Genomic DNA, 14534 nt, shown 5'->3' with positions numbered 1-14534 from the left:
TGGGGCGCTTCATGCACAAGTCAATCGGCAGGGCAATCGCTGCGGCCGTGGCTCTCACGGCGAGCCTCGTGGTGCCGAACCAGGCCGTCGCCGCGGAGGCCGGCTGCCAGGTCACCTACACCGTGAGCGGACAGTGGGAGGGCGGCTTCAAGGCCGACGTCGCCGTCACCAACCTCGGCGCCGCCGTCGACGGGTGGAAACTGAGCTGGGAGTGGCCGACCGGTCAGCAGGCCGGGAACGCCTGGAACGCGAAGCTCACCGAGGCCGACGGCGTGGTCACCGCCGCGAACACCGGCAACAACGCCAAGATCGGCACGCAGGCGACCGCGAAGTTCGGCTTCATGGGCACCTGGGACCACGCCAACACGGCGCCGCTGGCGTTCTCGCTCAACGGTGTCACGTGCGTGCACGGCGGCCCGAGCCGCACCGCGATGGAACACACCGCGGCGATGCAGCCGGGCTGGAACCTCGGCAACACGCTCGACGCGACGGGCCCGGACGAGACGTCGTGGGGCAACCCGCGCGTCACGGAAGGGTTGCTGGACAACGTCAAGGCGCAGGGCTTCAAGAGCATCCGCGTCCCGGTCACGTGGAACGCGCACCTGGCACCGGACGGCACGATCGAGGCGGAGTACCTCGCGCGCGTCAAGGAGGTCGTGCGCTGGGCGCTGGCGCGTGATCTGTACGTCATGCTCAACATCCACCACGACTCGTGGCTGTGGATGTCGAAGATGCCGACCGAGCACGACAGCGTGCTCAACAGGTTCAACAAGATGTGGACGCAGCTTTCCGGCGCCTTCACCGAGTTCGGGCCCAAGCTGACGTTCGAGAGCTGGAACGAGCCGCAGTTCGCCGGGAGCACCGGCAAGCCCCAGGAGATCGCGCTCAACGCCGAGCTGAACGCGTCGTTCCACGGCATCGTGCGCAAGTCGGGCGGCAACAACGCCACCCGCCTGCTGGTCCTGCCGACTCTGCACACCTCGACCGAACAGCAGTACGTCGACCCGCTCGTGCAGCAGATCCAGGGGCTGAACGACCCCAACCTGATCGCGACCGTGCACTCCTACGGCTACTGGCCCTTCAGCGTGAACGTCGCGGGCGGCATGCGTTATGACGCCACCGCCCAGAAGTTCGACACCGACGCGTTCGACCGCGTGCACGACAGCTTCATCGCGAAGGGCATCCCGGTGATCCTCGGTGAGTACGGGCTGCTCGGGTTCGACCGGCACACCGGCACCGTCGAGCAGGGCGAGAAGCTGAAGTTCTTCGAGTACATCGGCCACTACGCCAAGGCCAAGAAGATCACCACCATGCTGTGGGACAACGGCCAGCACTTCGACCGCCTCATGTTCCAGTGGAAGGATCCCGAGCTCTACGCGCACGTCAAGTCGAGCTGGACGATCCGCTCCGGCACGGCCTACACCGACCAGGTGTTCAACGCGAAGTCCAGCCCGATCACCGCGAAGACGATCGAGCTGAACCTCAACGGCACGTCGTTCTCCGGGCTGTACAACGGAAACATCGCCCTGACCCGCGGCAGTGACTACACGATCGACGGCGACCAGCTGACGCTGACCGCCTCGGCGCTGACCAGGTTGAGCGGCTCGCGCACGTACGGCGTGAACGCGGTGCTGACGGCCCGGTTCTCGCAGGGCGTGCCGTGGCGGTTCTACGTGATCACTTACGACACGCCGGTGCTGTCCAACGTCACGGGCACGACCGACGAGTTCGAGATCCCGACGAACTACCGCGGCGACCAGCTCGCCATGATGGAGGCCAAGTACGACGACGGCACCTTCGCCGGGCCGCACGACTGGACGGCCTTCAAGGAGTTCGACCAGGCGTTCGCGCCCAACTACACCGACCGTTTCACCGCCTTGAAGCCCGCCTTCTTCGCCAATGTCAAGGACAACCAGCGAGTGACCCTCACGTTCCACTACTGGAGCGGCGCCAAGGTCAGCTACTACGTCACCAAGTCCGGCACCGCGGTCACCGGCACGACCGCCTGATTCGAGAGTCCATTTCGGACGAAACCGCCGAAGGCCTTTTCAGGCCCTCGGCGGTTTCGTTTTGCGGGCGTGGCCGCTGCGGTTCCCTCTGTGGCCGCGTCGGCCAGTTCCAGGGGCGTCGCGCTCAAATAACTTCGTGACAACGAGATGAACGGCCGTCACGAAGGGCACCCACCATGAGCTACGACTTCCGCGACAAGGTCATCGCCGTCACGGGAGGCGCGGGCGGCATCGGCAGCGCCATGTGCCACCGGTTCGCCTCCGGAGGCGCCCGGTGCGTCGTGGTCGACATCGACGAGGCCCGCGCGAAGAAGGTCGCGGGCGAGCTGCCGGGTGGCGGCCACGTCGGCATCGGGTGCGACCTGCTGGACTGGGGCCAGATCGAGCAGCTGTTCGAGCAGGTCGGCGAGGAGTTCGGCCGGCTCGACGTGCTGGTCAACAACGTCGGCATGACCAGCACCGAGCGGTTCGACGAGCGGGACATCCCCAGCATCGAGCGCGAGATCGCGCTCAACATGACCTCGCCGCTCGTCACCACGCGGCTCGCGATCGGGCTGCTGTGGAAGTCGCGCGACCCGCGGGTGATCAGCACCGTGTCACTCGCCGGCCTCTTCCCGCAGGGCGAGACGCCGGTGTACTGCGCGTCCAAGTTCGGCCTGCGCGGCGCGATGTTGTCGATCGGGCTCGACCTGCGGGAGAAGGGCATCCTGGCCGGCTCGGTGCTGCCGTCCGCGACCGACACGCCGATGCTGCGCCGCGAGGCCGTCGAGGGTGGCAACTCCATGCAGTTCCAGGAGCCGCCGCAGCAGCCGTCCGACGTCGTGGCCGCCGTGGTCAGCATGCTCGACAAGCCGCGGCTGGAGGCCTACGCCCGGCCGAGCGAGTCGCTGGGCGCACGACTGGCGATGCTCGTGCCCAACCTGCTGCCGAAGATCCTTCCCTTCTTCCGCAAGCGCGGCGACGCCGGAATGGTCCGCTACCTCGAGGACCTGGAGCGCCGCGGGCTCGCCCGTCGCAACGGCGGCAGCTGGGAGCTCGTGCACGAGCGCTGAGCCCCGCACGCCCTCACGAACCTGAACCACCACAGCGCGAAAGGCACAACCCGATGACGCACGTCCCCGCCACCGAGCCGATTCCCGAGCGTCCGTCCTGGCCACTGGTCGGCCATGCCCTCGACATCCCCAGTGGCGTCGACGGTCTGCTGCACGTCATGGAGGAGGCCAAGGAGCTCGGCCCGCTGTTCAAGCTCCGCGTGTTCGACCGGGAGATCAACTTCGTCTCCGGGCTCGACCTCGTCACCGAGCTGTCGGACGAGACCCGGTTCCGCAAGAACCTGCACCCCGATCTGGTGCTGCTGCGTGACATCGGCGGAGACGGGCTCTTCACCGCGTACAACGACGAGCCGAACTGGCAGAAGGCACACGACGTCCTGATGCCCGCCTTCTCGCTGGGCGCCATGCGCGGCTACCACTCGACGATGCTCGACGTGGCCAAGACGTTGATCGAGAAGTGGGACAACGCTCCTGACGCCGTCGACGTCGCCGAGGACATGACCCGGCTGACCTTCGACACGATCGGGCTGTGCGGCTTCGGCTACGACTTCGAGTCGTTCGCCCGCACCGAGCCGCACCCGTTCGTGACGGCGTTGACGCGGGCGCTCGACTTCGCCCAGGCCAAGGGCGAGGCACTGCCGTGGAGCGGGTTGTTCCAGTGGGGCAAGGCCGAGCAGTTCCGCGAGGACCTGGCCTGCATGCAGGACCTCGTGGACGACGTCATCCGCCGCCGCCGGGCCTCCGGTGACACCAGCACCGACGACCTGCTCGGCCGGATGCTGCACACGCGTGACGAGCGGACCGGTGAGCCGCTGGACGACGTGAACATCCGCCATCAGGCGATCACGTTCATCATCGCCGGTCACGAGACGACCAGTGGCGCGCTGTCGTTCGCGCTGCACTACCTGACCAAGCACCCGGAGGCACTGGCGCGGGCCCAGGCCGAGGTGGACGCGCTGTGGGGCGACGCCGAACCCGAGCCGGAGTACGGCGACATCGGCAAGCTGACCTACCTCCGGCAGGTGCTCAACGAGAGCCTGCGGCTGTGGCCGACCGCGCCGGTGTACGGCGTCGAACCGGTCGAGGACACGGTGATCGGCGGCAAGTACGCGGTGCGCAAGGGCGAGGGTCTGCTGGTGCTGATCCCGCAGCTGCACCGCGACCCGGCGTGGGGCGACAACGTCGAACTGTTCGACCCGGAGCGGTTCGCGCCGGAGCGCGAGGAGTCGCGGCCGGTGCACCTGTTCAAGCCGTTCGGCAGCGGTGAGCGTGCCTGCATCGGCCGTCAGTTCGCGCTGCACGAGGCGACGCTGGTGCTCGCGTTGCTGGTGCACCGCTACCGGTTCATCGACCACACCAACTACCAGCTGAAGATCAAGCAGTCGCTGACGCTCAAGCCGGACGCCTTGACGCTGCGCCTGGCCCGGCGTTCCCGCGCCGAGCGGCGCCGTCCCACCACCGTGAGCACCGACCGGACCGCGGCCGGTGCCACCACAGTCAGCCGTGCAGCAGGTACCGCGCTGGCCTTGCTGCACGGCTCCAACCTCGGCACCTGCACGGGCATCGCCGGGGACCTCGCCGTCGACGGTGACGAACGCGGTTTCGCCACGACGGTGGCGCCGTTGAACGACGTCGCGGGCGAGCTCGGTCCGGACAGCGGCCCGGTGGTGATCGTGGCCGCCTCCTACAACGGCCGTCCCACCGACGACGCCGCGCGGTTCCTCGCGTGGACCGAGTCGTTGGAACCCGGTTCGCTGCAAGGACTTCCTTACGCCGTGCTGGGTGTCGGCGACCGCAACTGGGCCGCCACCTACCAGCGGGTGCCGCAGCTGATCGACGAACGGCTGGCGGCGGCGGGTGCGGTCCGGCTGCTGGAACGCGGTGCCGCGGACGCCGCCGGTGACTTCGCCGGCACCGTCGACCGCTGGACCGCGGACCTGTGGGCCGCGCTGCTGGAGCGGTACGGCACCGCTCAAGCCGTTGCCGCGGTCGAGTCCAGCCCCGTGGGCTACGAGCTGGAGGACGCCTCCGAGTCGGTCACCGGTGAGCTCGCCGCGCGGCACGGGGTCCAGCCGATGCAGGTGCTGGAGGCCTACGAGCTGGTCGACGTGGACCACCCGCTCGGCCGGTCCAAGCGGTTCCTGCGCGTGCGGCTGCCCGAAGGCGTCACCTACCGCACCGGCGACCACTTCGCGGTGCTCCCGCACAACCCGGACGACCTGGTGCAGCGCGTCGCCGCCCGGTTCGGGCTCGACCTCGACCGCACGGTGCGGGTGAAGTCCGGCCGCCGCGGCCGCAGCAGCCTGCCGGTCGACCGTCCGCTGACGCTGCGCCGCCTGCTGACCGACCTCGTCGAGCTGCAGGATCCCGCCACTGCGGAGCAGATCGCGCTGCTGGCATCGCACACCGCGTGCCCGCCGGAACGCGCGCCGCTCGCCGCGACCCCGGCCGGCCACGACAGCGTGCTCGACCTGCTGGAGCGGTACCGCGCCTGCGAGCTGCCCTTCGAGCGCTACCTGGAACTGCTGCCGGTCATGCGCGCCCGGCACTACTCGATCTCGTCGTCCGCTGCCGCGTCGCCGGGGGAGGTGGACCTGATGGTGTCGCTGCTGTCCGCACCGCACCGAGGCGGTGACGGCACGTTCGAGGGCATCGCCTCGCGCTACCTGCAGACGGTTGACGCGGGCGACGTCATCCAGGCCAGGGTGCTCGCCGCCGGCGACTCGTTCCGCCTGCCGATCGACCCGTCGGTGCCGGTGATCCTGGTCAGCGCCGGCACGGGTGTCGCGCCGTTCCGCGGTGTGGTGCTCGACCGGATGCACACCGGCTCGCGCGGTCCGCTGCTGTCCTACTTCGGTTGCGACCACCCGGATGTCGACTACCTGCACCGCGCGGAGATGGAGGCGGCGCAGGAAGCCGGTGCGGTGAGCATGCGCCCGGCCTTCTCACAGGCACCCGTCGCCGGCGTCACGTTCGTGCAGGACCGCATCGCCGCCGAGGGTGAAGAGGTCTGGGACCTGCTGTCACGCGGCGGCCGGGTGTACGTCTGCGGTGACGGCCGCCGGATGGCACCGGCCGTGCGGGAGGCGTTCATGGAGCTCTACCGCAAGCACACCGGCGGCGACGAGCGCCAGGCCGCCCTGTGGCTCGCCGGCATGCAGGAGTCGGACCGCTACGTCGAAGACGTCTGGGCGGGCTGACCGATGTGGTCTTTCGGCGTCGCGGTGGCGTTGATCGCCGGGATCGCGATGGGCAGCGCGGGCACGAACGTGATGCCGGTGTTCATCGACGACTTCGCGTCCCGCGCCGGCTTGTCCGGCGCGGGCGCGGGCCTGGTGGGCGCGGCCCAGCTGACGGCGACCGCCGTCGTGACCCTCCTGCTGGCGTCCCGCGCGGCCAGTCCGGGCCGGGTCGCGATGGCCCGCCTCGGCCTGGCGCTGACGGCGTTCGCAGCGCTGTGGGTGGCCCTGGCCGGCGACCCGGTCACGCTGCTGCTGACCAACCTGCTGCTCGGTGCCGCACTCGGCATCGTCTACGCGGCGGCCACGGCGGCACTGGCGGCGACGGAGGACTCCGACCGCGCGTCCGCCGTCGCGGTGGCGGGCACGGTGGTGGTCGCGGCGCTGATGATCGTGGCGGTGCCGCTGGTGAACGAGCAGTGGGGCGGGGCCGGGTTCTTGCTGCTCGCGGTGTGCTGCGCGCCTGCCTGGTTCCTGGTGGGGAAGCTGCCGGAAAGCCCTGCCACGGCAACGAAAGCCGGTCGTTCAACGAAAGCCGCGACCAGCCGCCCCTCCGCCGTCCTCCTGATCGGGACCGCGTGTCTCTGGACGATCACCCAGGGCACCTGGGCCTACGCCTCCGTCCTCGGCCGCGAGCACACCGGCCTGGACGCCACCACGGTGTCGCTGATCCTCGCGGTGTCGAGCGTCGTGGCCCTGGCCGGCGCGGTGGCGGGCACACCGGCGGCCCGCCGGTTCGGGCGGCTCCGGTCGATGGTGGTGTTCGTCGTCGTGGAGGCCGTCGCGATGGCCGTGGTCGTGATCAGCGACGAACCGGTGCTCTTCACCGCGGCGGCGGTGGTCTGGCAGGCCTGTCAGCTGGCGGTGCTGGTGCAGATGGTGGCAGCCGCGGCGGTGCTCGACCCGTCCGGCCGGTGGGTCGCCTCGCTCAGCGGCGCCTCGGCGTTGGGCACCGGCGCTGGGCCGTTGGCCGTGGGGCTGCTGCTGGAGCACACGGGGCCGGAGGTGCTGGGCGTGCTGTTCGCGCTCGGCATGGTCGTCGCGTCGCTGCCGTTGCTGCGGATGACGACGGCGGCGGACAGCCGGTTGGCCGCTGGAGTCCCCATCCCGGCCGGTGACGCCAGTTCTCAGTAGGCGCGGCATCCCTACGTTCAGTCGCAGAGTCGAAGCAGAAAGGCGGGGTCCGTGGACATCAAACCCGACACGTGCGTCATCGGAGCCGGGCCGGCCGGACTCGCGGTGGCCCGCGCACTGGCCGACCGGGGGCTGCCGTACACCCACGTCGAGCGGCACACTGCCGCCGGCGGCATCTGGGACATCGACAACCCCGGCAGCCCGATGTACTCCTCGGCGCACTTCATCTCCAGCAAGACCCGGTCGGGCTTCGGCGGCTGGCCGATGCCGGACCACTTCCCCGACTACCCGTCACATCGGCAGGTGCTGAGCTACCTGCGGTCGTTCGCCGACGCGTACGGGCTGACCGAGCGCATCGAGTTCGGGGTTGAGGTGCGTGACGTCCGCAAGAACACCGACGGCACCTGGACGGTCACGCGGGCAGACGGCCGCGACACCGTGCACTCGCAGGTGGTGGTGTGCACCGGTTCCCAGTGGCACCCCAACATCCCCGAGTTGCCGGGTGCCTTCACCGGCGAGGTCCGCCACACGATGGGCTACCGCGACGCCGCCGAACTGCGCGGCAAGCGCGTGCTCGTCGTGGGCGCGGGCAACTCGGGCTGCGACATCGCCTGCGACGCGGCCCGCGCCGCCGACCACGCGGTGATCAGCATGCGGCGCGGCTACTGGTTCATCCCGAAGCACCTGTTCGGCCGCCCGGTCGACACGTTGTCCGACGGCGGACCCCACCTGCCGAAGTGGTTGGAGCAGAAGGTCTTCGGTGCGCTGCTGAGGATGTTCGACGGCGACCCCGCCCGGCTCGGCCTGCCCGCGCCGGACCACCGGCTGTTCGAGACGCACCCGGTCATCAACTCGATGCTGATCCACCACCTGCGGCACGGCGACATCACCGCCAAGCCCGGCATCGCGCACACCGACGGCACGACCGTGCACTTCGCCGACGGCACCTCGGACGACTTCGACCTCGTCCTGTTCGCGACCGGCTACCGGCACGCGGTACCGGTGGCGCAACGGTACTTCGGCGACGAGCAGCACCCGGACCTGTACCTGTCGGTGTTCTCCCGCGAGCACGAAGGGTTGTGCGGCGTCGGCTTCATCGAGACGAACTCGGGCGCCTACAAGCTCTTCGACCTGCAGGCGCAGCTGATCGCCGCGTACGTCCAAGATGGACCGGAACGGTTCGCGCGCATGATCCGCGAGGATCGGCCCGACCTCACCGCGGGGCTGAAGTTCGTCGCTTCGCCGCGGCACACCGGGTACGTCGACAGCGGCGCGTACCTCAAGTACGTCACGAAGCTCGCCAAGGAGATGGGGTGGCCCACCGAGGGCAGGGCTCCGGTGCCGGCCGTTTTCCGGTACGAGGAGGCGGTGTGAGCACAGCGTTGGAAGTCCGCAATCCCGCCACCGGCGAGCTGATCACCACCGTGCCGGCCGCAGACGAGGCTGAAGTCGCCGAAGCCGCCAGACGAGCCGCGAAGGTGTACGAGAGCGGCGTCTGGTCCCAACTGCCGCCAAGAGAACGAGCAGCGACCCTGCTCCGCCTGGCCGACCTGATGCAACGCGACGCCGAAATCCTGGCCCGCCTCGACAGCGAAGACGCGGGCAAGCCGATCACCGAGTGCCGCACCGGCGACGTGCCCGGCGCGATCGAGTCGCTGCGCTGGTTCGCCGAGGCGGCGGACAAGGTCTTCGGCCGCGTCGCACCCACCGGCCCCGGCCATCTCGGCGTGATCACCCGCGAACCCGTCGGCGTGGCCGCCGCCATCCTGCCGTGGAACTACCCGCTCGCCATGGCCGCGTGGAAGATCGGTCCCGCGCTCGCCGCCGGTAACTGCCTGCTGCTCAAACCCGCGGAGCAGACCCCGCGCTCGGTGCTGCACGTGGCGCGGCTGGCCGCAGAAGCAGGGTTGCCGCAAGGTGTGCTGACGGTGCTGACGGGACGAGGTGACGTCACCGGCGCCGCGCTCGCACGGGATCCGGTGGTCGGCGCGTTGTCGTTCACGGGTTCCACCGCCACTGGGCGCAAGGTGCTCGCCACGGCGGCACTCACCAACTTCAAGCGCGTGTCGCTGGAGATGGGTGGCAAGAGCCCACAGGTGCTGATGCCCGACGCGCTCGAGTTCGACGACCTGATCGACAACATGATCGAGGCTGCCTTCCTCACCTCGGGCCAGAACTGCACGGCGGGCTCCCGCATCCTGGTCCACCAGGACATCGCGGACGAAGTGACAAAGCGATTCACTGCCGCAGCACGCGAGCTCGTGATCGGCGACCCGTCCAATCCGGACACCAGGATCGGCCCGTTGATCAGCCACGCCGCAGTCGCCCGTGTCACGCAAGCGGTCGACGACGCGCAACGAACGGGAGCACACGTGCACGCCGCCGAACTGCCGGAAGGCCTGCACCCCAACGGTTCCTACTACCCGCCGACGGTCGTCACCGACGTGCCACCCGGAACCGGGCTGCTCACCACCGAGCTGTTCGGACCGGTGGTCAGCGTGCAGACCTTCGCCACCGAGCAGGAAGCGGTCAGCCTCGCCAACGCCACCGACTACGGCCTCGCCGCCTCGGTGTGGACACGGGGCATCGACGTCGCGTGGCGGCTGGCGCGCGGGATCCACGCGGGCGTCGTGTCCGTCAACTCCTACAGCGAAGGCGACCTCACCACGCCGTTCGGCGGCTGGAAGCAGTCGGGGTTCGGCGGCGCGGAGAAGTCCACCACCGCGTTCGACCAGTGGAGCAGGGAGAAGACCGTCTGGGTCCGCACCAGATGATCAGGAGTGGTGGACCGTCTCGCGCAGTTCCACCGCGGTCATGTCGTGCCAGCGGCGGATCGCCCGCCGCAGTGCGCGGACGTCGGAGAAGCCGGCCTGGCGGGCGATGTCGGTCAACGTCACGTCCGGGCGGCGCAGCAGCAGCTCGACCCGCTCCCGCCGCACGCCGTCGACGAGTGCCTCGTAGGTCGTCCCGCACTCGGCGAGGCGGCGGCGCAGCGTGCGTTCGCCCGTCGCGTGCTTCCGGGCCTGCTCGGCGAAGGTGGGCACGTCCGGCAGGCTCTGCGCGATCGAGATCTCCAGCACCTCCAACAGGTCCTGCCGGGTGCGCCGGGACGCCAGCTGTTCGTCCAGCAACGTCGTCAGCGACGCGAAGGTGACGGGGTCGCGGCCGGGCATCTCGGTGCGCACCCACGCGGCGGGGAACACCAGACCGTTGCGGTCAGCGGAGAAGCGGACCGGGCAGCCGAACAGCTCGGTGTACGGCGCGGGGTCGGGCGCGGCGAAGGTGAAGTCCACCTGGCGCGGGCGGAACTCGGCACCGAGCGCGTGCCGGGTGACCGTGACGACGCTCGCGAACGCCTCCTGGACCAGGAACGTGCCGACGCCCGCGTCCACCACCGGATCGGGCTGGTCGGCCCACAGCGTGAAACCCGCGTCCGCCTGCCCCGCCGACCACACCACCATCGCGCCGGACAGGTTCTGGAACCGCACCCCGGTCTCGACGGCGTCGCGCAACGTGCCGGCCGCCATGAGCGCGAACCCCATCAGGCCCCACGCCGTCGGGTGCTGCCGCGCGCCCACCCGCAGCCCCAGGTCGTCACTCCCGGTGAGCTGCAGGGCGCAGTGGATGACCTCGCTGCCCTGGCGGTAGGACACCCGCAGGTCGGCCGACTGCAGCATCTGCTCGTCGAGCCCGACTCCGGCCAGCGCCGGCCGCAGGTCGGCGCCGAGCTCGTCGGTCACCGCGGTGAGGTACCGCAGGATGTTCGGCGAGATCGTCGCGGACGTGCTGCGGCTGGTCGCGTCGGCGGACATCGAACAGGTCCTTTCTGGGGCAGGACGCCGATGATGCCCTTTCACCCGTTCGCAGTACCAGTTGAGTCACGTCGCGAGCGGTTTTTCCGCAGGCGGCGGAAAAACTTCGTCGCTTTGTGGACACCGTGTTGTCATGTCCAAGATATATGAAAGTTCTTCGTGTTGTCCTAACGTCGCCAGCGTCGTGCTCGTATCTGAACTTAGGAGCCGTGCGGTGCAAATGGTCAAGTTGACCAGATTTGTCGCTGTTGTCGCCTTGTCGGCCGGAACGACCGGGGCCGCGCTCCCCGCCGCAGCCGCACCGCCGGCCGCCGGGACGTTCTCCGTGCTGAGCTACAACGTCGCCGGGCTGCCGGAAGGGCTGTCCAGTGGCAACCCGAAGGCCAACACGCCGATCATCGGTCAGCGGATCAGGCCGTACGACATCGTGCACGTGCAGGAGGACTTCAACTTCCACGCGTCGCTCTACGCCAACAACACCCACCCGTTCCGCACGCCCACCAGCGGCGGCGTCCCGTTCGGTGACGGACTCAACACGCTGGCCAACCACCCGTACTCGGACCTCGTCCGAGACAAGTGGGACAAGTGCAACGGCACGGACTGCCTGACCCCCAAGGGGTTCACGTGGTCGCGGACCCGCGTCGCCGAGGGCGTGCTGATCGACTTCTACAACGTGCACGCCAACGCGGGCTCGAACGAGGCCGACCTCGCCGCCCGGCGCGCCAACATCAGCGAGCTCTCCCGGTTCATCGCCGCCAACTCGGCGGGCAACGCGGTGGTGGTCGCCGGCGACACCAACACCCGTTACACCCGCACCGGTGACAACATCCGGGAACTGGTCTCCGCCAACGGACTCACCGACGCCTGGGTACAGGAGGAGCGCGGTGGCGTGCCGCCCGCCGCGGGCGACCCCGCCCTGGTGTGCAACGACGCCGCCATCACCGACGCGTGCGAGGTCGTCGACAAGATCCTGTTCCGCGGCAACAGGTACATCACGCTGAACCTGACCCGGTACGCCAACGAGAACGCGGCGTTCCGCACGGCCGACAACAAGATGCTGTCCGACCACTACCCGATCGCGGCGGACTTCCGGTGGACGCTGAACCCGGCCCTGTCGCTCAGCGACACCTGGGGCGGACCGCACGGCAGCCCGTTCACCGACGTCGCCACGGTTCCGCTGGCGCAGCGGGTCACCAAGGTCTCGATGCGCGCCGGTTCGCGGGTCGACCAGGTCGGGCTCACCCTCGCCGACGGCACGTCCTTCACCCACGGCGGCAACGGCGGCTCGGCGCGCGAACTGACGCTGGCAGCGGGCGAGCACCTCACGTCGGTGACCCTGCACTCGGCCCAGCGCGACGGTCACACCAGAATCTTCTTCGCCCGCTTCACGACGAACACGGGCCGAACGCTGTCCGGTGGCTCCGAGACGCCGAACGCCGTCACCTACACCGCACCGGCGGGCTGGCAGATCGCGGGCTTCCACGGCCGTTCCGGTGACGAGGTCGACGCGCTCGGCGTCGTCTTCACCAGGGTCCCGTGATGGCGGGACAGACCGACCGGCGCGGATTTCTGATCGGCACCGGGCTGGTGGCCGGTGCCGCGCTCGGCAGCACACCCGCGCGTGCGGAGAGCAGCAGCGGTGGCTACACCTGGCTCGCCGGTGATCACCACACCCACAGCCAGTACAGCAACGACGCCATGTACCCGGTGGCCACACAGGTCGAGCGCGCGGCGCGACACGGCCTGAGCTGGCTGACGATCACGGACCACGGCAACGTCCCGTTCGCGAAGCACAGCGTGACGCCGTTGGTGGCGGACATCGTGGCGGCCCGGCAGAAGTACAGCGACATGCTCGTCTTCACCGGCCTGGAGTGGAACATCCCGGCCGGCGAGCACACCACGCTGATGCTCGCGCCCGGCCGCAACGAGGCGAGCCTGCTGCAGGAGTTCGTCACCCGGTTCGACGCACGCGTGAACGGCACCCGCGACGGCACCCCGGCCAACGAGGCGATCGCGGTGCAGGCGTTGAAGTTCCTGCAGAACGCGGTGGCGTCCGGCCGGATCGCCGACGCGCTGGTGCTGCCCAACCACCCGTCGCGGCTGGGCATCAACTCGCCGGGGGAGACCCGCACCTGGCGCGACACGGCGCCGGGCATCGTGATCGGCATGGAGGGCGCGCCCGGCCACCAGGCGGCCGGTCTGCCGGCACCGGGCATGGCGCGGGGCCGCGGCTTGTACGACTCGGCTCCGGGCAAGTTCTCCTTCCCCGGTTATCCGGCCGAGAGCTACCGCACGTGGGGCGGTTTCGACTGGACGACCGCCACGGTCGGCGGCTTCTGGGACAGCCTGCTCGCCGAGGGCAAACCGTGGTGGATCACCACCACCTCGGACGGCCACCAGGGTTGCGGGGACTGGATGAAGAACCCGGTGGACCGCCTCGACCAGCAAGGTTACGACGACATCCCGTACGACAGCGAGGGCCGCACCTTCAACAACACCGGCCGGTTCCCTGACCCGGTCAACGCGGGCCGCCCGGTCGTCGAGTACAGCTCGTTCCCGCCCGGCGCCTACAACAAGACCTGGGTCGGCGTCACCGGCCGCGGTCACCGCGAGGTGATGCGGGCGATGCGGGCCGGCCGGATGTGGGTCTGCCTCGGCGATCTCGTGGCAGGTCTGGACGTGCGGCTGCGCCCGCGCGGATCACGTGGGCCGGGGACGGCGATGGGCGGCACGCTGCGGGCGCGCCGCGGTGACGTGGTCGAGGTGGTGGTCCGGATCGACCTGGCCGACCGCCCGAACTTCGCCGGTTTCGTGCCGGAGCTGGCGCGGGTCGACCTGATCGTCGGCGCGGTCACCGGCCCGGCAGCCGACCGGTCGGTCCTGCGCGCCCCGCAGACGAAGGTCGCGCGGTCGTGGGACGTCCGGGCCCGCTCCGGCACCGTCGAACTGGTCCACCGGATCACCGTCGACGGACCGTTCTACGTGCGGGTCAGGGGCACCGACGGCAAGCGCACCGCACCCGGCTACCACGGCGCCGCCGTCGATCCGGCCGGTCCGGCGATCGACGTCGTCGGCAAGGCGGACCCGTGGGAAGACCTGTGGTGCTACTCGAACCCGGTGTTCGCCGCCGTACCGCGCTGAGAGGAGACGGGTACCGCGCCGAGGGTGGCGTGGCTTGGCACGGTACCCGTCCGTGCCGCGGTCGGTGCAGGGTTCCGGTCCCGCGGCGTCTGGCAGTCCCTTCGTCGCTTTAGGATCTGCGCGTCCAGCACACCGCAGCGGTCGCAC

At 69.9% G+C, this 14534-nt stretch carries 9 protein-coding genes; 8 read left to right on the top strand and 1 reads right to left on the bottom strand.

Translation table 11 applies throughout. The features are described 5' to 3' along the window. The first annotated feature begins 11 nt into the window (after positions 1 to 11). The 6 genes from DI276_RS17335 to DI276_RS17310 all read left to right on the top strand — a co-directional run bounded on the left by DI276_RS17335 (position 12) and on the right by DI276_RS17310 (position 10208). Entirely contained in the window at positions 12 to 2009 is a 1998-nt protein-coding gene (locus tag DI276_RS17335) for a cellulase family glycosylhydrolase (RefSeq protein WP_112264573.1), read from the top strand. Positions 2010 to 2185: 176 nt separating this feature from the next. Beyond that, the gene (locus DI276_RS17330) at positions 2186 to 3061 is read left to right on the top strand and encodes an SDR family NAD(P)-dependent oxidoreductase (RefSeq protein WP_112264513.1); all 876 of its coding nucleotides are present in this window, start codon (positions 2186 to 2188) and stop codon (positions 3059 to 3061) included. A gap of 53 nt (positions 3062 to 3114) precedes the next feature. Beyond that, positions 3115 to 6261, top strand: a complete 3147-nt coding sequence (locus DI276_RS17325; RefSeq protein ID WP_112264511.1) for a cytochrome P450 — start codon at positions 3115 to 3117, stop codon at positions 6259 to 6261. A 3-nt stretch (positions 6262 to 6264) separates the two neighbouring features. Next, a complete protein-coding gene (locus DI276_RS17320) occupies positions 6265 to 7434 on the top strand; it encodes an MFS transporter (RefSeq protein ID WP_112264510.1) in 1170 nt (389 codons plus the stop codon). A gap of 51 nt (positions 7435 to 7485) precedes the next feature. Continuing rightward, entirely contained in the window at positions 7486 to 8808 is a 1323-nt protein-coding gene (locus DI276_RS17315) for a flavin-containing monooxygenase (RefSeq protein ID WP_198680709.1), read from the top strand. Further along, positions 8805 to 10208: an aldehyde dehydrogenase family protein gene (locus DI276_RS17310; RefSeq protein ID WP_112264508.1), complete on the top strand. Its 1404-nt coding sequence runs from the start codon at positions 8805 to 8807 to the stop codon at positions 10206 to 10208. Before DI276_RS17315 ends, DI276_RS17310 begins: the two co-directional genes overlap by 4 nt. Here the strand turns inward: DI276_RS17310 and DI276_RS17305 are convergent, their stop codons facing one another. Then, positions 10209 to 11246: an AraC family transcriptional regulator gene (locus DI276_RS17305; RefSeq protein ID WP_112264506.1), complete on the bottom strand. Its 1038-nt coding sequence runs from the start codon at positions 11244 to 11246 to the stop codon at positions 10209 to 10211. 220 nt (positions 11247 to 11466) lie between these two features. Between DI276_RS17305 and DI276_RS17300 the strand changes: the two genes are divergently transcribed. Next, complete coding sequence (locus DI276_RS17300; protein ID WP_112264504.1) at positions 11467 to 12786, top strand: jacalin-like lectin; 1320 nt, start codon at positions 11467 to 11469, stop codon at positions 12784 to 12786. Next, positions 12786 to 14387 carry a PHP domain-containing protein gene (locus DI276_RS17295; RefSeq protein ID WP_112264502.1) on the top strand — a complete coding sequence of 534 codons (1602 nt, stop codon included), beginning with the start codon at positions 12786 to 12788 and terminating at the stop codon, positions 14385 to 14387. The genes DI276_RS17300 and DI276_RS17295 overlap by 1 nt, the downstream gene beginning before the upstream one ends. Positions 14388 to 14534 lie beyond the last annotated feature (147 nt).

The sequence above is a fragment of the Lentzea terrae genome (assembly GCF_003265345.1).
Lineage (GTDB): Bacteria > Actinomycetota > Actinomycetes > Mycobacteriales > Pseudonocardiaceae > Lentzea > Lentzea terrae.
Note: the sequence above shows the minus strand (reverse complement) of the source record. Positions and strands in the feature narration are given on the sequence as shown.

Bases quoted from the DNA above. Each gene is read 5' to 3' on its own strand.
- DI276_RS17335 (WP_112264573.1), top strand. From the start codon at position 12: ATGCACAAGTCAATCGGCAGGGCAATCGCTGCGGCCGTGGCTCTCACG.
- DI276_RS17330 (WP_112264513.1), top strand. From the start codon at position 2,186: ATGAGCTACGACTTCCGCGACAAGGTCATCGCCGTCACGGGAGGCGCG.
- DI276_RS17325 (WP_112264511.1), top strand. From the start codon at position 3,115: ATGACGCACGTCCCCGCCACCGAGCCGATTCCCGAGCGTCCGTCCTGG.
- DI276_RS17320 (WP_112264510.1), top strand. From the start codon at position 6,265: ATGTGGTCTTTCGGCGTCGCGGTGGCGTTGATCGCCGGGATCGCGATG.
- DI276_RS17305 (WP_112264506.1), bottom strand. From the start codon at position 11,246: ATGTCCGCCGACGCGACCAGCCGCAGCACGTCCGCGACGATCTCGCCG.
- DI276_RS17300 (WP_112264504.1), top strand. From the start codon at position 11,467: ATGGTCAAGTTGACCAGATTTGTCGCTGTTGTCGCCTTGTCGGCCGGA.
- DI276_RS17295 (WP_112264502.1), top strand. From the start codon at position 12,786: ATGGCGGGACAGACCGACCGGCGCGGATTTCTGATCGGCACCGGGCTG.